Source organism: Maritalea porphyrae (genome assembly GCF_030159895.1).
GTDB lineage: Bacteria > Pseudomonadota > Alphaproteobacteria > Rhizobiales > Devosiaceae > Maritalea > Maritalea porphyrae.
In genome coordinates this window covers 2605604-2624472 of the sequence record NZ_BSNI01000002.1, presented here as the reverse complement: position 1 = coordinate 2624472, position 18869 = coordinate 2605604, and the positions used below count along the sequence as shown (strand labels likewise).

At 50.0% G+C, this 18869-nt stretch carries 15 protein-coding genes; 13 read left to right on the top strand and 2 right to left on the bottom strand.

Annotated elements, in window-relative coordinates; all coding sequences use genetic code 11:
- The first annotated feature begins 108 nt into the window (after positions 1 to 108).
- Entirely contained in the window at positions 109 to 2496 is a 2388-nt protein-coding gene (locus QQL65_RS16300) for a 1-deoxy-D-xylulose-5-phosphate synthase N-terminal domain-containing protein (protein WP_284366181.1), read from the top strand.
- A 35-nt stretch (positions 2497 to 2531) separates the two neighbouring features.
- On the opposite strand, the gene QQL65_RS16295 is transcribed toward QQL65_RS16300, so the two are convergent.
- Entirely contained in the window at positions 2532 to 3248 is a 717-nt protein-coding gene (locus tag QQL65_RS16295; protein WP_284366180.1) for a FadR/GntR family transcriptional regulator, read from the bottom strand.
- Between the two features lie 218 nt (positions 3249 to 3466).
- Here QQL65_RS16295 and QQL65_RS16290 point away from each other — a divergent pair, with 218 nt between their 5' ends.
- The 10 genes from QQL65_RS16290 to fdhD all read left to right on the top strand — a co-directional run bounded on the left by QQL65_RS16290 (position 3467) and on the right by fdhD (position 16588).
- Positions 3467 to 5275 carry a gamma-glutamyltransferase family protein gene (locus tag QQL65_RS16290; RefSeq protein ID WP_284366179.1) on the top strand — a complete coding sequence of 603 codons (1809 nt, stop codon included), beginning with the start codon at positions 3467 to 3469 and terminating at the stop codon, positions 5273 to 5275.
- A gap of 131 nt (positions 5276 to 5406) precedes the next feature.
- Positions 5407 to 6525 (top strand): NAD(P)/FAD-dependent oxidoreductase, encoded by a 1119-nt coding sequence (locus QQL65_RS16285; RefSeq protein WP_284366177.1) that lies wholly within the window; start codon positions 5407 to 5409, stop codon positions 6523 to 6525.
- A 9-nt stretch (positions 6526 to 6534) separates the two neighbouring features.
- Positions 6535 to 6882: a RidA family protein gene (locus QQL65_RS16280; protein ID WP_284366175.1), complete on the top strand. Its 348-nt coding sequence runs from the start codon at positions 6535 to 6537 to the stop codon at positions 6880 to 6882.
- 153 nt (positions 6883 to 7035) lie between these two features.
- Positions 7036 to 8694, top strand: coding sequence for an electron transfer flavoprotein-ubiquinone oxidoreductase (locus QQL65_RS16275; RefSeq protein ID WP_284366173.1), 1659 nt, complete (start codon positions 7036 to 7038; stop codon positions 8692 to 8694).
- A 71-nt stretch (positions 8695 to 8765) separates the two neighbouring features.
- Positions 8766 to 9146, top strand: coding sequence for a GFA family protein (locus QQL65_RS16270; protein WP_284366171.1), 381 nt, complete (start codon positions 8766 to 8768; stop codon positions 9144 to 9146).
- Between the two features lie 212 nt (positions 9147 to 9358).
- Complete coding sequence (locus QQL65_RS16265) at positions 9359 to 10771, top strand: MATE family efflux transporter (RefSeq protein ID WP_284366169.1); 1413 nt, start codon at positions 9359 to 9361, stop codon at positions 10769 to 10771.
- A 166-nt stretch (positions 10772 to 10937) separates the two neighbouring features.
- Positions 10938 to 11381 carry an NAD(P)H-dependent oxidoreductase subunit E gene (locus QQL65_RS16260; RefSeq protein ID WP_284366167.1) on the top strand — a complete coding sequence of 148 codons (444 nt, stop codon included), beginning with the start codon at positions 10938 to 10940 and terminating at the stop codon, positions 11379 to 11381.
- Positions 11378 to 12937: a formate dehydrogenase beta subunit gene (locus QQL65_RS16255; RefSeq protein ID WP_284366166.1), complete on the top strand. Its 1560-nt coding sequence runs from the start codon at positions 11378 to 11380 to the stop codon at positions 12935 to 12937. The genes QQL65_RS16260 and QQL65_RS16255 overlap by 4 nt, the downstream gene beginning before the upstream one ends.
- Positions 12938 to 12947: 10 nt before the next feature.
- Positions 12948 to 15800, top strand: coding sequence for a formate dehydrogenase subunit alpha (gene fdhF / locus QQL65_RS16250; RefSeq protein ID WP_284366164.1), 2853 nt, complete (start codon positions 12948 to 12950; stop codon positions 15798 to 15800).
- Positions 15800 to 16588 carry a formate dehydrogenase accessory sulfurtransferase FdhD gene (gene fdhD / locus QQL65_RS16245; protein ID WP_284366163.1) on the top strand — a complete coding sequence of 263 codons (789 nt, stop codon included), beginning with the start codon at positions 15800 to 15802 and terminating at the stop codon, positions 16586 to 16588. Before fdhF ends, fdhD begins: the two co-directional genes overlap by 1 nt.
- Here fdhD and QQL65_RS16240 read toward each other — a convergent pair.
- Positions 16585 to 17193: a carboxymuconolactone decarboxylase family protein gene (locus tag QQL65_RS16240; protein ID WP_284366162.1), complete on the bottom strand. Its 609-nt coding sequence runs from the start codon at positions 17191 to 17193 to the stop codon at positions 16585 to 16587. The genes fdhD and QQL65_RS16240 overlap by 4 nt on opposite strands.
- Positions 17194 to 17366: 173 nt before the next feature.
- Here QQL65_RS16240 and QQL65_RS16235 point away from each other — a divergent pair, with 173 nt between their 5' ends.
- Together QQL65_RS16235 and QQL65_RS16230 are read left to right on the top strand one after the other, a co-directional pair.
- Positions 17367 to 18017 carry a GntR family transcriptional regulator gene (locus QQL65_RS16235; RefSeq protein ID WP_284366161.1) on the top strand — a complete coding sequence of 217 codons (651 nt, stop codon included), beginning with the start codon at positions 17367 to 17369 and terminating at the stop codon, positions 18015 to 18017.
- Between the two features lie 95 nt (positions 18018 to 18112).
- Positions 18113 to 18805: a nitroreductase family protein gene (locus tag QQL65_RS16230; protein ID WP_284366160.1), complete on the top strand. Its 693-nt coding sequence runs from the start codon at positions 18113 to 18115 to the stop codon at positions 18803 to 18805.
- The last annotated feature ends 64 nt before the right edge of the window (positions 18806 to 18869 follow it).

The window sequence follows — 18869 nt, the reverse complement described above, 5'->3', positions numbered from 1 at the left end:
CTTGTCTGTCTTAGTTAATAATGTAAGATGTCTGACAACTTTATTGGTGGTCGCGGTTGTGGCTGCTTGGCAGATTGAACAGCAAAGTAACTCCGAAGGGAGATCGTCATGAAAAAAGATATTGAGCAATTAAAGCAATTGGAAAATCAAGTGCTGTGGTTGGCGTGTTGGATGATCCATAATGCCAACCATTTGCGCAAAAAAGAACATGGCGATGTCAAAGTAGGCGGCCACCAAGCGTCGTCAGCGTCAATTGTCTCGATTATGACCGCGCTGTACTTTCATATTCTCAAGCCGGAAGACCGGGTTGCAGTTAAGCCGCACGCATCGCCCGTTTTTCATGCCATTCAGTATTTGATGGGCAATCAAACGCGGGAAAAGATGGAGAATTTCCGCGGTTTTGGCGGTGTTCAGAGCTATCCAAGCCGAACCAAAGACATTGACGACGTTGATTTTTCGACCGGTTCGGTCGGCCTAGGGGTGGGCATTACGGCGTTCGCATCGATGATCCAAGACTATTTGCAAGCGAAAAAATGGGCAAAGGACAAGCCCATGGGCCGCATGATCTCATTGATCGGCGATGCAGAAATGGATGAGGGAAACATCTTTGAATGCCTTCAAGAGGGCTGGAAACACGACCTTCGCAACGTTTGGTGGATCATTGATTACAACCGTCAGAGCCTTGATGGTGTGATTAAAGAGGGCTTGTGGGAAAGGTTGGAGACAATCTTTAAGGCCTTTGGGTGGGAAGTCGTACGTATCAAGCACGGCTCGCTGCAACGTGCTGCATTTGCGGAACCTGGTGGCGATAAATTGCGCGATTGGATTGATAGCTGTCCGAACCAGCTATATTCCGCCCTCACGTTCCAAGGCGGCGCTGCATGGCGAAAGCGGTTGCTTGATGAGATTGGCGACCAAGGCGACGTAACGGCGCTGATTGAAAAGCGCACGGACGATGAGTTGTCCCAGCTAATGAACAATCTTGGTGGGCAGTGTATGGAAACATTGGTCGATGCATTTGAAAGCATCGATCATGATAAGCCAACCATGTTCCTATCCTATACTATTAAAGGTTGGGGGACGCCTCTTGCTGGCCACAAGGATAATCATGCGGGTTTGATGACACCTGCGCAGATGGAGATTTTCCGTACAAGCGTTGGCGTTGAAACTGGCAGCGAATGGGAAAAATTTGGCGCAATTGCGGATGAAAAGAAGACACAAGCATTTCTGGATAGGGTGCCATTCTTTGCGAAAGGAACCCGCCGGTACGAAGCCGAAGCGGTGCCTGTTGGTGAACAGGTCAAACTTACCGATCGTATGCAGTCTACGCAGGCTGGATTCGGCAAAATCCTTGATTCAATTGCAAAGCGTGACGACAAGCTGGCAGAGCGTATCATTACCACTTCGCCTGATGTGACAGTTTCGACAAATATTGGCGGTTGGGTAAACCGCAAAGGTTTGTTTGACCGCAAAGTTCTGCAAGACACATTCAAAGACGAGGCAATTCCATCAGCGCAAAAGTGGCAGTTCTCACCAGAAGGACAGCACATCGAACTGGGCATTGCAGAAATGAACCTGTTCCTGATGCTGGGTGCTGCTGGATTGTCGCACAGCATTTTTGGCGAACGTCTGTTACCCGTTGGCACTGTATACGATCCATTTGTGGCGCGTGGTTTGGATGCTCTCAACTATGCTTGTTATCAAGATAGTCGCTTCATGATTGTTGGCACGCCATCAGGCATAACTCTTGCTCCAGAAGGCGGCGCACACCAATCAATTGGATCTCAGTTGATCGGTATGAGCCAAGACGGGTTGGCTGCGTTTGAGCCAGCATATTTGGATGAGTTGTCTGTCGTGATGAATTGGGCATTTGATTACATGCAGCGCGATGGTGAAGGTGATCCGGATGAACGCACGTGGTTGCGCGATGAAACGGGTGGATCAGTCTATATGCGCCTGTCTACGCGTCCACTGGAACAGCCAGTTTGGCGGGAAGATGCTGAGTTTAAGCAAGGCGTGATTGACGGTGCTTATTGGTGGCGCAAGCCGGGTGCGAATTGCGATGTCGTAATTGCCTATCAAGGGGTGGTTGCGCCAGAGGCATTGGAAGCAGCTGGACGTATTGGCGAAGACCGTCGCGATATTGGCGTTTTGGCTTGTACCTCTGCAGACCGCCTAAACGCTGGCTGGACAGCGGCTCAACGTGCACGACGCCGGGGCAATGCCGAAGCGATGTCACATGTTGAACGTATGCTGGCGGAGTTGCCGCCACACTGCAAAATTATCACGGTAACTGACGGGCATCCGGCGACTTTGAGCTGGCTTGGTGCTGTGGCTGGACATGAAACCATTCCACTTGGCGTGGAGCACTTTGGTCAAACAGGAACAGTGGGTGACTTATATAGCCACTATGGAATTGACGCGGACACGATTGTGTCTGTTGCGCAAAATCTTGTGACCGGACGTCCAATTCGCAACTTGCGCGTGGTGGTCTAATCCAACTCAAATAGCCGCCGCGTGGGACGCGGTGGCTATATGACCTCTGATCTAATTTCTGAGATGTGCAGGCGCATTGCCTCCCTTGCAGCTTCGCTGTCTTGTGCCTCAAGCGCTGCGATGATGCGCCTGTGCCCTTCATTGGAAACTCTGTCTCGACGCTGCCGTTCTGTCGGCGTGGATGCAGTGGGTAGCATGCTTTTGTTTATTTCGCGCAAGACGTTATACAAGAGCTCATTCCCCGTTGCCGCGGCAATCGCTTCATGAAATGATTGATCTAGCTTTTGGCCCTCTTGGAAATCTTCCGTGGTCTCAACCTTTTCGGCAAAGTCTCTTATCGTGTTCAATTGCTCTGTGGTGGCCATTTCGGCGGCAAGGGCGCAAATTTGTGGTTCAAGCATTTCGCGAAGTTGAAACAGGTCAAATAGACGGCGTGTACTGCCTTTGCTGGTAAAGCCTAGTGCTCGAATAAGGTCTGCTTGGCTCGCAGCCTGGATGTAATTGCCGCTACCTTGTTTGGCTGAGAGGACGCCCTGTTCTTGTAGAACCCGAATTGCTTCACGCAATGAGTGTCGAGAGACCTTGAAGCGATCCGCCAGCTGGCGTTCTGGTGGCAACAAGTCACCAGGTCCTAGTTTTTCTTCTTCAATTAGCAAGCGAATTTTTGCCACAACAGATTCATAGGCGCGCACCGTATGGGTGTTTGGTGCTGCATTGTTCGAATTAGAACTCTTTGTTTTGTGCGTTTTCATCAATGTGAATGCTCAACCAATTTTGCTTTGACCCAATGTTAAAGCGTCAAAAATGCCGGAAAATCAACAGTTTTCTTTGTACTATCAGGTCTTCAATTGGTTGAGAATACTCAGTATTGCAACGCAATTTTGGATGAAATGTGGAATTGGTACAACCATTTCTTGTCAGTATTGTTTGTGTGCGTTAAGTCTGAGTTGAGTGGTATTTGGGAGGCAATATGCACAATTTCACTACGCGACCGGAGATTGTTGGCGACTTTGGCGTTGTGGCATCCACACATTGGATTGCTTCCGGTGTGGGCATGTCAGTGCTTGAGCGCGGTGGCAATGCGTTTGATGCGGCGGTGGCTGCTGGATTTACACTCCAAATTGTCGAGCCTCATCTAAACGGTCCGGGTGGGGAAGTGCCGATGCTTGTGGCAAACAAGGGCGAAGCGCCACGTGTGGTTTGCGGTCAGGGGGTGGCACCGCAATCTGCAACCTTAGAATACTATAAATCGCAGGGCCTAGGGGTTGTCCCTGGCAGTGGATTGCTTTCGGCAGTGGTTCCGGGCGCTTTCGATGCGTGGATGATGCTGTTGCGCGATTACGGGACGCTCCATTTGCGAGACGTTTTATCTTACGCTATTTCTTACGCTCAAAATGGCATTCCCGTATTGCCAAATATTGCGGGAACGATCCAGCGCGTTCAGGACTTGTTTGTGGATCACTGGCAAAGCTCGGCAAATGTCTATTTGCCTAACGGCCGGGTGCCGACAATTGGTGGTCGGTTTGCAAACCCGGCGATAGCGGACACCTATCTAAGAATTATCTCAGAGGCAGAATCCGTGGGCGGCGATCGCACGAAGCAGATCGACAAGGCGCGACAAGATTGGCGCGAGGGATTTGTTGCTGAAGCTATCGATCAATTCTTTGCACAAAATGAATTTATGGACACCACCGGCCGTCGTAATCGTGGTCTGCTATCTGGTGACGATATGGCGCGATGGAGTGCAAGCTACGAAGAGCCTTTGAGTTTCCACTACAAAGGCTACGATGTTCTCAAAACTGGACCTTGGGGGCAGGGGCCAGCATTTTTGCAGCAGCTCGCATTGCTCGATGGATTTGATTTGGACGCTTTGTCACCGACGGATCCTGAGTTTGTGCACTTGGTCATTGAGGCGACAAAACTCGCATTTGCAGATCGGGAAGCATTTTACGGTGACCCTTACTTTGTCGATGTTCCAATGGATCAGTTGTTGAGCGAAACGTACAATGTGGAACGGCGCAAGCTCATATCTGATGAAGCATCCATGAAATTGCAGCCGGGACAAATTGATGGTTTTGGCGGCCCTGTGGTAGATCGACCAAAAGGCGAAACGCCTGAAGGACGTGACAACAAAGATATTGGCGAGCCAACCGTTGCGCGATTTGACGATTTGGAGACTGCGGCAGACGGCGGCACCAAGGGTGATACCTGCCACCTCGATATTATCGATCAATGGGGAAATATGGTCACAGCGACGCCAAGTGGCGGCTGGCTGCAAAGCTCGCCAGTGGTTCCCGAGCTTGGTTTCTGCTTGACCAACAGAGCGCAGATGTTTTGGCTGGATGAGCGCTCGCCTTCGTGTATCGCGCCGGGCAAGCGCCCTAGAACAACTTTGTCGGTTTCAATGGCGGTGAAGGATGGTGATCCGGAAATGATATTTGGGACACCAGGCGGCGATCAGCAAGATCAGTGGTCTCTGCACCATTTCCTGCGCTATGTTCATTTCGGGCAAAATTTGCAAGAAGCCATTGACGCGCCAGGGTTCCACACCAACCATTTCCCAAGTTCTTTTTACCCTCGTGAAGCTGATGCAGGGCATCTTGTCGTGGAGGGGCGTTTTCCTGAGGCAACCGTTCAATCATTGCGCAAGAAGGGGCACCGCATTCAAGTTGATGGCGACTGGACCTTGGGTCGAATGACTGCTGCATCCAAAACCGGTGGTTATTTGCGGGCTGGGGCAAATGCACGGTTTATGCAAGGATATGCTGTAGGAAGATAGTTACAAAACAGTCGCTTACTGAGGATTGTCGAAAAACCGATTCAGCACCTTCATAAGCTGATTCAAGCTTGCAATTGTTGCGAAATGATGTGCACGTTGGGGCGTATTTACGTTTTTGTAGAGTGGCATTCATGGATCATCAAGTCGATATTTTGGTCATTGGCGCAGGCATCGCCGGGGCCGGTGTTGCAGCACAATTAGCAGCGGATAAATCTGTTGTCGTGCTCGATATGGAAGCGCGCCCAGGTTATCATTCCACTGGGCGATCCGCAGCGATGTTTGCTATGAATTATGGCAACGATCCAATCAAAAAACTTAATCGGGCGTCATGGCCCATGCTCAATGATTTGCCGCCAGAATACTTTCCACATCCGGTTCTGAGTGATCGTGGAGTATTGCATATTGCAGACGAAAACTCACTTGAAGAGTTTGAAGAATTAATGGCGGGAGCGGATGATATTGAGCGGATGTCGCCGCAAGAGGCTGCCGAAATTATTCCGATAATTGACCTTTCAAAATGTGTTGCCGCCGGGCTAGAGCGCGGGGCGAAGGATTTGGATGTTGCAGCGCTTCATCAAGGCTGGCTGAAACAAGCAAAACAGCTCGGAGCGAAAATAGTTTGTGATGCAAAAGTTGTTGGTGCTTCCCACATAGGTGGCTCTTGGCAGGTTGAAACCACCAATGGTGTTTACACGGCGAAAACGATCGTAAATGCGGCTGGTGCTTGGGCTGACGAGATGGCGGCGCTTTTTGGCGCGGATCAGGTCCGATTGGTGGCAAAGCGGCGAACCATCGCCACGCTGCCATCTTCTCATCCAGATATTTCACATAGTTGGCCGATGCTTTTGAGTGCGTCCGAAGATTGGTACATGAAGCCTGACGCGGGAAGCTTTTTGGTGTCACCAGCCGACGAAGACCCCGTTCCACCGCACGATGTTTTTGTGGATGACATGGTGCTTGCCGAAGGGTTGCATCGCTTTGCGGAAGCGACAGAATATGAAGTTTCTCATGTTGAAGGTAGTTGGGCCGGTTTGCGTGTTTTTGCGCCAGACAAGACACCAGTGTGCGGATTTGCACCTACGGTTGAGGGATTTTTCTGGTTGGCAGGCCAGGGCGGATATGGCATCCAAACGGCACCCGCACTTTCACTTCTTGCCGCGCAAATGGTGCAAGGCAAAGAATTGCCCACGTTTGCTGACCAACAGCTAATTGATGATTTGTCGCCAGATAGGGCGGCGCTAAAAAACTAGGAAGTAGTTATGAGCATTCAACGAATTAAACCCGGTCCGCGTATGAGCCAAGCGGTCGTGTTCGGCAATATGGTCTATCTTGCAGGTCAAGTGGGCAATGCCGGCGAGAACCCAGCTGATCAAACCAAAACAATTCTGGCAAACATTGATGCTCTTTTAGCTGAAGCCGGAACATCAAAATCAAACGTGTTGAAGGCCGAGATTTGGCTTTCGGACATGGCGTACTTTGCTGAAATGAATGAAATCTGGGATGCTTGGATTGATCCAGCTAATCCGCCCGCGCGTGCGTGTGGCGAAAGCAAGTTGGCAACCGCTGATTTTGATGTCGAAATCATGATTACAGCAGCAAAGCTTTAGCCATGAAATTGCGCGTTCATGCAGCATGATTGTTGTATGATGCGAAATGCTGATTTTGCATAAATCCATTTTGTGTTTAAAACATCGGCAAATAATACAATCGAACGGCCTGTTAGAAGCAGGCCGTTTTTGAGCATTTGAAAAGGAAACGGGATGACCGAAGTCGCGCGCGAATCCATGGAATATGATGTTGTGATTGTTGGTGCAGGGCCCGCGGGGCTATCTGCTGCAATTCGACTGAAGCAAATTGGTGGTGACGATATCTCGGTCGTGGTGCTGGAAAAAGGTTCAGAAGTCGGCGCTCATATCCTTTCTGGTGCAATTCTGGATCCATCCGGTTTGAATAAACTTATTCCGGATTGGAAGAAAAAGGGCGCGCCACTGAATACCGAAGTGACGAGCGACCACTTCAACGTATTCTCAGAGAAGGGCGGCTTTTCAATTCCGCACATTCTGATGCCACCGCTTTTGTCCAATAAGGGCTGCTATATTGTTTCAATGGGCAATGTGTGCCGCTGGTTGGCAGAGCAGGCAGAGGAAATTGGCGTTGAAGTTTTCCCCGGGTTTGCGGCGTCTGAATTGGTATACGGCGAAAATGGTGAGCTGGTTGGCGTCGTAGCTGGCGAATTTGGAAAAAATCCTGATGGTACACCTGGACCGGGATATGAGCCGGGTATGGAGTTGCGCGGGAAGTACGTGATGCTGAGCGAGGGTGCTCGCGGCTCGCTCGCAAAACAAGTAATCGCTAACTACAACCTAGACAAAGATGCTGATTACCCAAAGTTTGGTCTTGGGATGAAGGAGATTTGGGAAATCGATCCTTCTAAGCACAAACTAGGCCATGTGGAGCATTCGCTTGGTTGGCCGCTTGGCGGTGAAGCTGGCGGTGGTTCGTTTATCTATCACCTAGAAGACAATCAGGTATATGTCGGGTTCACGGTGCATTTGGATTACAAAAATCCGTATGTTTTCCCCTATATGGCGTTCCAGCAATTCAAGCATCACCCACAAGTGGCGAAGCTGCTTGAAGGTGGTCGTCGCACCGCATATGGCGCGCGCGTGATTGCGAGTGGCGGCATGCAGTCTTTGCCAAAAATGGTGTTCCCAGGCGGGGCTCTACTAGGATGTTCCGCTGGCCTGTTGAACTTTGCGCGCCTTAAGGGCAACCACAACGCGATGCTTTCGGGCATTGCGGCAGCCGATGCAGCGGCAGCGGCGTTGAAAGCTGGACGTCAGGGCGATGAGCTTACTGATTATGAAACTGAGGTGCGCACCGGTGAAATTTCAAATGACTTGAACAAGGTGCGAAACGTCAAACCAATGAGCTCAAAACTTGGGCCATTGTGGGGTACTCTGCTGTCTGGTGCCGATATGTGGTTTGCCTCTTTGTTCGGTTCGCCTTTGTTTGGCAAATGGGCGCATGGCAAGTCTGATGCCATGGCGACTGAGCCAGCAGCCAATCATCAAAAAATCGAATATCCTAAGCCTGATGGTACCTTGTCGTTTGACCGGCTGACCAATGTGTCGTTTAGCTTCACCAATCATGCTGAAGAGCAACCTTGCCACTTGAAATTAGCAGACCCAGATTTGCCGATTAACAAGAACTTGGCGGAGTTTGCAGAGCCTGCGCAGCGCTATTGCCCGGCAGGTGTTTATGAGGTGGTTGAACAAACTGATGGCTCTGGTCCAAAGTTCGTGATCAACGCTCAAAACTGCGTGCATTGTAAAACCTGTGACATCAAAGACCCGTCACAAAACATAACCTGGGCTACCCCGCAGGGCGGTGAAGGACCAAACTACCCCAACATGTAGGGCCGTTTGGAATTTGAAAGAATTCGCCCGCTCGGTAAACTACTGGGCGGGTTTTGCTATTGGAGAGAAAAATGCACAATGGAAGCTGCCAATGTGGCGCGGTTGAATTTGAAGTGACAGCCGAACTTGAGGCACCCGATGCCTGCCATTGCAATGAATGTCGCAAATCCACCGGACACTATTTGGTCTCCACGGACGTTAAAAAGGATAATCTCAAGATTAGCGGTGAAGAGAATATCAGCTGGTTCCAATCATCTGAAAAAGTCCGTCGTGGCTTTTGTTTGATGTGTGGTTCCACGCTTTTCTTTGATGCGATCTTTAAAGACTGGATCGGTGTTGCGATGGGTGCATTTGACAAACCGACAGACACCAAATTGGCCAAACATATATTCACCGCAGAAAAGGGCGATTATTACGAAATTACCGACGGTTTGCCCCAGAACGAGCATTGACCGAAGTGGTGACAAATTGGCGACACACCGGCGGCGTTTTTGATCGGATGATAAGAAGCGCTTGCCAAATTGTCGCGGCAGTGAAAATCTAACCCCAAGAATCGCGAATTCATCGCGCTGGTAATCGCATTGTTTGCGGTTGTCCTCTTGAACAGAAACGTTCAAAGACAACGATCTCGCTCTTGCCAGGATATAGCTTATTGGGGATTAAAATGTCTGACGCGACGAACGTGCAGGCTGGACGGGCCGATTGGCTGCGTGAAGCAAAAACGACTCTGATTTTGGCATGGCCGTTAATAGCGGCGCAATTGGCGCAAATCGGACTGGGTACAACCGACGTAATCATGATGAGCTGGCTTGGGCCGGAATATTTGGCTGCGGGCACGCTCTCCACATCCATCATGTTTCTGTTCCTTATTTTCGGCATCGGCATTGCAACCGCTGTTTCGCCTTTGATGGCGCAGGCGGTGGGTCGTGAGGACTATCGTTCTGTTCGACGGACCGTGCGACAAGGCTTTTGGGTGGCGATATTGTTTGCGACCATTCTTGTTCCCTTTATTTTGCAGATCGAGTGGATATTCAAGGTGTTGGGACAAGATCCCGCGCTTGGAAAGTTGGCGGATAGTTACATCCAGTTTGCAGCGTTCCAGTTCTATCCATTCTTGATGTTTACGGTGTTGCGTGGATTTTTGTCGGCGCATGAAGATACAACTGTTGTGCTCATCGCAACGCTAATTGGTATCGTTGTGAATGCGATTGGTAACTATGCGTTGATGTTCGGCAATTTTGGCTTCCCTCGCCTGGAGCTTGCGGGGGCAGGTATTTCAACGATTATTGTGCACAGCGTGACGTTCCTGTTTGGTCTTGGCTATGTCCTGACGCGCGAAAAATATCGCCACTATCAACTTCTGTTGCGGTTCTGGAAACCCGACTGGCAACGTTTCTTTGAAATCATCCGTGTAGGCACGCCGATTGGCTTTATGCTCACAGCGGAAGTAGGTTTGTTCAGCGTTGCCGCTGTGATGATGGGATGGCTAAGTACCTTAGAACTGGCGGCACACGCGGTTGCCATTCAGCTAGCATCAATTTCTTTCATGGTTCCTTTGGGGCTGTCACAGGCCACAACAATTCGAGTTGGGTTACAGTATGGTCGCAAAAATCAAGCTGGGATTGGCATAGCAGGCTGGACATCAATTGCACTTGGAACTGGCTTTATGGCGATTACATGTACGCTATTCATTTTGTTCCCGAACATGTTCGTATCTCTGTTTATTGACGCTTCGAAACCTGAAAACCTAGAGGTTTTTGCGCTCGCCGCCTCTTATTTGGCCGTCGCGGGGCTGTTCCAGCTTGTCGATGGGGCTCAGGCGATGGCCGCTGCGTCATTGCGTGGCTTGAGTGACACTAAAGTTCCCATGTATGGCGCGATATTTGGTTATTGGCTGATGGGATTGCCTATTGCGTACTATCTCGGCTTTCAAACTGAACTGCGCGGGGTCGGCGTATGGCTAGGGCTTGCTGGAGGCCTAGCTATTGTCGCTGTGATTCTGAACTGGCGGTTTGCTTTGCGGGAAAAGCTTGGGCTTGTTGATTTCTCATCGCAGGCTAAGGGCAATACAGCTTGATCTAATCCATCGGCGCGTTTAGATATTTTATGTTTAAAATAAATCTTGAATGCGGACCTTTGTTGGGCTTAGTGTTGCGCTAAGTCCAGCATGTTGGAAAATCGTGTGACTAAAGATTTATATAAACATGCTTGACCTTGATGCTTCATTGGGGGAACGATTGGGCATGGAAAAGATTATCGAGGAGGCTCTTTCCGGTCATGTTGGAGAAACAGGTGGGTTAATCACCGGCTTACGTCATGTGCAGGAAAGATGCGGGTTCGTGCCCGGCGAGACCGTTAGGATCGCGGCAGAACTATTTAACATAAGCCAGGCAGAAGTGCGTGGCGTGATTAGCTTCTATGCTGATTTTCGCGACGCAAAACCTGGTCAACATCATGTTCGCTTGTGCGTTGCAGAGGCGTGCCAATCTGTTGGTGCGCGCGCCATTGAGGCTGATTTGCAGGACCGTTTCGCCGTTAAAATGGGTGAAACGGACGCGGCAGAGTTCATTACCATCGAGCCGGTTTATTGTTTGGGACTTTGTTCCTGTGCGCCTGCTGCTGAAGTGGATGGAAAGCTTATTGCCCGTGTCGATGGTCAGCGTATTGCAGACGAGGTATCGTCATGAGCAAACAAAGGGTTTATGTGCCGCTCGACAGTGCTGCGGTAGCGCTGGGGGCGGATGATGTAGTTGATGCAATTCTCGCAGAAGCGCATTCGCGCAAAGTTGAGATTGAAATCGTGCGCAACGGCTCACGCGGTATGCATTGGCTTGAGCCGTTTGTGGAAGTTGAAGTCGACGGGAAGCGGTTGGGCTTTGGCCCCATCGAAGCCGCCGATGTCTCAAGCATGTTTGATGCTGATTTTTTGAATGGTGGTACGCATGAGAAATCAGTCGGTTTTGTGGATGATCACCCATTTATGGCCGACCAACAACGCCTGACTTTTGCGCGCTGTGGCCAAACAGATCCACTTTCATTTGAAGACTATATTGCCAATGGCGGCGTTGAAGGCGCGCGAAAGGCATCAGGGAAATCACAAGAAGAAATTGTCACTGAAATCAAGACCTCAGGCCTTCGTGGTCGCGGTGGCGCTGGCTTCCCGGCTGGGATCAAGTGGGACACGGTGCAAGGCGCATCGGGTGACCAGAAATATATCGTTTGCAATGCGGACGAAGGTGACAGCGGAACGTTTGCTGACCGCATGATTATGGAAGGCGATCCGCTGCTTTTAATAGAAGGCATGGTCATCGCCGGATTGGGTGTCGGTGCAACCAAGGGCTACATCTATTTACGATCAGAATATCCCATTGCAGGGCGCATTTTGAACGAAGCAATTGAAGTTGCGAAGGCCAACAATTTGCTTGGTGATGATGTGCTTGGTTCCGGAAAAGCTTTTGAATTGAGTGTATTCATTGGCGCAGGTGCCTATATTTGCGGTGAAGAAACATCGCTGTTGGAGAGTCTTGAAGGTAAGCGTGGCTTAGTGCGCGCGAAGCCGCCGCTGCCTGCGCTTGAGGGGCTGTTTGGCAAGCCGACATTGGTGCACAACGTGCTTTCTTTATGTGCTGTGCCATGGATATTGGCGAATGGCGGTGATGCCTACGCTCAGTATGGTCAAGGGCGTTCAAAAGGCACATTGGCATTCCAGTTTGCGGGCAACATCAAACAAGGCGGTTTGTTTGAAACTGCGTTTGGCGTTAAACTGGGGGATCTAATCAATAAATATGGCGGCGGCACGCGTTCGGGACGAGCGTTTAAGGCCGTTCAAATTGGTGGCCCTTTGGGAGCCTATTTGCCTGAAGCAATGCTAGAATTGCCTATGGATTATGAGGTGATGGCTCAAAATGGTGCCGGTGTAGGACACGGTGGTATCGTTGTATTTGATGATACAGCCGACCTTATGGCTCAAGCGCGCTATGCATTTGAGTTTTGCGCAGAAGAAAGCTGTGGCAAGTGCACCCCATGTCGCGTGGGCGCTGTACGTGGCGAAGAAGTGATCGACAAACTTGCTGCAGGCACAAACTATGACGAGAACATGGTTTTGCTGGAAGATTTGTGTGAGCTGATGGTCGATGGATCACTTTGTGCGATGGGGGGAATGACGCCGATCCCTGTCACGAGTGCATTAAAGCACTTCCCTGATGATTTTGCGCCGCGGCACGTCCGCGAAGCGGCAGAATAGGAGATAGACAATGGCTATCTTGAAAGAAAAAGACTTTGGTACGCCAAAACCCAAAGCAGATGAAACGGTAAAAGTCGAAATTGACGGTTTTGAAGTTGAGGTTGCTGCTGGCTCTAGCGTGATGCGTGCGGCTTCCGAGGTTGGTATCGATATTCCCAAGCTTTGTGCAACGGATAGTTTGAATCCGTTTGGGTCATGTCGATTGTGTTTGGTTGAGGTCGAGGGCCGAAAAGGTACGCCGGCAAGTTGCACGACACCGGTTGCCGAAGGCATGAAGATATTCACACAGACGCCAAGGCTTGAAAAACTGCGCCGCGGTGTGATGGAGCTCTACATCTCTGATCACCCGTTGGATTGTTTGACATGCGCCGCAAATGGTGACTGTGAGTTACAAGACATGGCGGGTTCTGTCGGGCTACGTGATGTCCGCTATGGATATGAGGGCGCAAATCACTTCGACGCTGAAAAAGACCAAAGCAATCCATACTTTACGTTTGATCCGACTAAATGCATTGTCTGCTCGCGCTGCGTTCGTGCTTGCGACGAGGTGCAAGGTACATTGGCTCTTACAATCGATGGTCGCGGCTTTGACAGCAAGGTGGCTGTTGGGGGGCAAGACTTCTTTTCTTCTGAATGTGTGTCATGTGGTGCTTGCGTGCAGGCGTGCCCCACTGCAACGTTGCAAGAAAACTCGGTTATTGAACACGGTACGCCCGATCGCACGGTTCTTACGACCTGCGCCTATTGTGGTGTTGGATGTTCGTTCAAAGCTGAGATGAAGGGCGATCAAGTCATTCGCATGGTGCCGTACAAAGATGGCAAAGCAAATCATGGCCATTCTTGCGTTAAGGGACGGTTTGCTTGGGGGTATGCAACCCACAATGACCGCATCACAAAGCCTATGATCCGTGAGAAAATCACTGATCCATGGCGTGAAGTCAGCTGGGAAGAAGCGATCTCATTCTCGGCGGAACGTTTGAAAAAGGCGCAGGCCGAGCATGGTGTGAAGGCAATTGGTGGTATCACATCGTCGCGTTGCACCGCTGAAGAAGTCTGGGTTGTCCAAAAGACCATCCGGGCAGCATTTGGCAACAACAATGTTGATACATGTGCCCGCGTTTGTCATTCACCAACTGGCTATGGGTTGAACCAAACTTTTGGTACATCTGCCGGCACACAAGACTTTGACAGCGTTGAAGAAGCCGATGTGATCATCGTTATCGGGGCAAACCCGACCGACGCACATCCAGTTTTTGCTTCGCAGATGAAACGCCGGCTACGCGAGGGTGCAAAACTGATCGTCGTTGATCCGCGCAAAATTGACTTGGTCAAATCGGCTCACATTGAAGCTGACCATCATTTGGCATTGAAGCCGGGAACCAATGTGGCCATCGTCAATGCGTTGGCGCATGTGATTGCTAAAGAGGGGTTGATTGACGAGGCCTTTGTTCAAGAACGTTGCGATTTGCAGAGCTTGAATGAATGGCGCAACTTCATACTCGATGAAGTGAATTCACCTGAGGCAATCGCGCAAGAAAGTGGCGTTGACGCTGATGCCATCCGGGCTGCAGCCAGACTTTACGCGACTGGCGGCAATGCGGCGATTTATTATGGTTTGGGCGTGACGGAACATAGCCAAGGCTCCACCATGGTGATGGGCATGGCCAACCTTGCAATGGCAACTGGCAACATTGGTCGACGCGGTGTGGGGGTGAACCCGCTGCGTGGCCAAAACAATGTTCAGGGTTCGTGCGACATGGGCTCATTCCCGCATGAGTTGCCGGGCTACAGGTCTGTTGCCGATGATGCGGTTCGGGGAACGTTTGAAACAGCTTGGCAACGTGAATTAGATTCTGTGCCGGGTTATCGCATTCCGAATATGTTCGATGAGGCTATCGCTGGCAAATATAAAGGCATGTATGTGCAGGGCGAGGATATTGCTCAGTCAGATCCAAACACACTTCATGTTGAGGAGGCGCTTAAAGCGCTTGATATTTTGATCGTGCAAGATCTGTTTTTGAACGAAACAGCTCGTTTTGCGCATGTGTTTTTGCCGGGTACTTCATTTTTGGAAAAAGATGGAACATTCATCAATGCTGAACGCCGCATTAACCGAGTTCGACCAGTGATGAAATCGGCCACCGGTTTGGAAGAATGGGAAGTTACCCAACGTCTTGCAAATGCAATGGGCTACACAGAGATGAACTATTCCAATGCCGCGCAAATTATGGACGAAATCGCTGCTCTGACACCTACATTTGCCGGGGTCAGTTTCAAGCGGCTAGATGAAACAGGTTCGGTTCAATGGCCATGTAATGATGCTGCGCCGGACGGTACCCCAATTATGCATGAAGAGCGATTTGTGCGAGGTAAGGGGGCATTCATCGTCACAGAATATGTGCCGACAACCGAGAAAACTAACCGCAAATTCCCGCTTATTCTCACAACAGGTCGAATTTTGAGTCAGTACAATGTTGGCGCGCAAACGCGGCGCACGGACAATGTGGATTGGTGGGAAGAGGACGTTTTGGAAATTCATCCCTCAGATGCAGAAGCAAAAGGCATTCGCGATGGGCATTGGGTTTCAATTCGGTCGCGCAAAGGGGAAACTACTTTGCGGGCGCAGATTTCTGAACGTATGGCACCTGGGGTTGTTTACACCACATTCCATCACCCTGAGAGTGGTGCGAATGTGATTACAACTGAAAATTCGGATTGGGCAACCAATTGTCCCGAATACAAGGTGACAGCAGTTGAAGTAACGCCTGCAAACCACAAGTCTGAGTGGCAGGAACACTATGCGCTTGAAACGCCTTCCTTGCGTAAGATTGCGCAAAAGGCACCCGTTGAGCCAGCCGAGTAATGGCTGCCTCTGACCGAAATGCAAAAGTCTCTCGCCAATCTAAAGTTTCAATTGGCGAGGGAACAATCCTCTGGCAAATTGCGGAAGAACGACCAATAGCGTTGGTCTATAATCAACGCAATTATGCAGTTATGCTTGCAACTCCGAGTGACTTGGAAGATTTTGCGATTGGTTTTTCAATCTCCGAGCGAATTGTCAACGCGCCAGAAGAAATTGCATCCATTGCAGTACAAGAAGTGTCATTGGGATATGACGTGAAGGTTGAAATTTCACCTGAGCGGCTGGAGCGGCTTGATGTAAGGCAGAAGCGCCGCAACATGGTTGGTTCTGCCAGCTGCGGGTTGTGTGGCTTAGAGAATGCGGACAGCTTCTTGGCTAGGCTGCCGCGCGTTGCTGAAACACAAATGACGCTTGAAGATCATGTGATTACGCGCGCTGTCGATGATCTGCCAAACCATCAAGTGTTAAATGCTGCAACTTATTCGGTGCATGCCGCCGCTTGGGTAAACCCATCGGGTGAAATTGATTTGGTGCGCGAAGATATTGGTCGTCACAATGCCGTTGATAAGCTGCTAGGTGCTCGTGTAAGGGCTGCAGGTAAAACAGATGGCTTTTTGTTGGTCAGCAGCCGATGCTCCTATGAGATTATTGAAAAGGCAGCACGCCACGGCGTCCGCGCCGTAGTGTCAATTTCAGCACCAACAGGTTTCGCGCTCGACAAAGCAAAGGAAGCCAACATTTCGCTTTATTGTTGGTCGACGGATGGTCCGGTTTCGCTTTTGACCTAGGCGTGGTTCCAGTCGTTTTCGTCATTGGAGTTGTTGGGTGATAGCCCAATAATATCTCCATCTAAAGAGCAGCCCAGGCCTAACACTGTGCGATTGGCATATGAAAAATAGGCTGTGACTTGGTTGATTTCTAAAATCTCGCCGTCGGTATAACCTACGGTTCGCAGCCTCTTTATGTCATTTTCGATCATTCGAGCAGGCGTGGTGGTCAATTTGCCGGCATATTCGAGCGCAGCCAGTTCTTTGACGTTTAACGGCGCGTTGGCAATTTGTTGGCTTGTGATCGCAGCTCTTATGCCGTCAGCTCGAATGTCATCTTTTAGGTTTCGTTTCAGCCCGACAAAATGATGTTCGAAACAATAGTCGCATTTGTTGAGGTAGCTCACATAGGTACCAATTGTTTCCAAAAACCATTTTGGGACCGTGTTGTCTCGATGATGCAGCACATATTTGTATATGGCCATGTGCCCTTCCATTGTGTGGGGACGTAGCGAATGCATCATCATGATATTGTCGACATTGTTGTCTGGTCCAGTTACGCGTTTGTACAGTTCTTTTAGCTTTCCAGTTGCACTCGCGAAGTCGATTGTGGTGATCCAAGCCATAGAAATCCATCCCCCATATTAGTTGACGGCAAGGTAGTGCATTATCAAAAACCGTGCAATGTTGTCTGACAAAGTTGTCAGTCGGGTCTGTTTTGGCTAGGTTGGACTTTGTCTAATGCGGATTTTTGCATACAACGACGAAGGTTCTTGTTGGACCGGAGGGGCAGGGCACAATGGCAGGATCAAACGTAGAGGCAGTCGTAAATATTATCACCGAGGCGGTTCGGAACGGCCGATTAGTGCCTGGGACTAGACTGGTTGAGGCAGACTACACACAAGGGCTGGGGTACAGTCGCAGTACCGTGCGGGAAGCTTTTCAACGTTTGATTTCTTCTGGTTTGTTGGCATTTGAGCGACATCGCGGTGTCTCTGTTTGCAAGCTTACAAGAAAACAAGCGATTGACGTCTATCGTGTGCGAGCAACGTTAGAAGGGTTGGCGGCACGCCTTGCAACTCCAGCAGCACATGAAAAAGCCCAACAGTTCATAGAGCTGCAGGAACGTTTAGATGCTGCCGTTGCGAAATCCGATTTGAGTTTGTTTTCCAAGCTCAATACTGAATTTCACAGCATGATTGCTGATGCAGCTGATAACGATTATTTGCTGCAAGCGATTAAGCGCTTTGAAACATCCATCTTCTGGCTGCAGTTTCGTGTGCTTGTTGGCCAAAATGCCGTTTTCACTACCAATGATGACCACCAAGAGATTGTACGGGCGTTTGTCGCTGGGGACGCGGCCGCGGCTGAAGCTGCTATGGTCCGGCATATCTTGAAGGCGAGCGATTTGGTTCAAGATTTGGACGACGACTACTTCCAATCTGACTAGCAGCACAGTAGTTCGCGTGCGGGCATTCATGCGCCAGTTGACTCTTTATTGAAAAGTTATATTGTCTGACAATCTAATCAGACAATAGGCGAATTATGAAAGATCAATTTGGTGAGGAGTTTGAAGCGGTTCCGCTCCCCGATTTTGTAGAGAAGTCGGTTGATGAGATGCGTGCTGCTGCTGATGCATTTTATCAACGCGTGAAAAAGCGGCACACTGTTCGTGACTTTTCAGATCGTGCTGTGCCACGCGATATAATTGAGAAATGCATTTTGGCCGCAGGGACTGCGCCAAATGGAGCAAACCATCAGCCTTGGCACTTTAGCGCGATTTCAAACCCAGAGATGAAGTCAAAGATCCGCGCTGCTGCTGAAGAGGAAGAGCGAACGTTTTATGAGGGGCGGGCAGGAGAAGAGTGGCTTAAGGCGCTTAAACCAATTGGTACCGATGCCGAAAAGCCGTTTCTGGAAACCGCGCCCTGGTTGATCAGTATATTTGGGCAAAGGCGCTCGATTGGCGCTGATGGACGTAAATACAAGAATTATTACGTCCCGGAATCTGTTTCCATTGCCACCGGTTTCCTATTGCTTGCATTGCACGAAGCAGGACTGTTGACGCTGACGCATACGCCAAATCCAATGAGCTTTTTGACAGAGATATGCGGTCGCCCTGCGACGGACAAGCCATATATTCTTTTGGTAGTTGGTTATCCTGCCGAAGGGGCAAAAATTCCCAAGCATGCACAAATCAAAAAACCTCTCCCTGAAATCTCGACGTTTTTTGAATAGAGCGCATTCAATGAATTGTTGGGATTGACGCGAAAAAGGTCAGCTCTGGACAGCTGACCTTTTT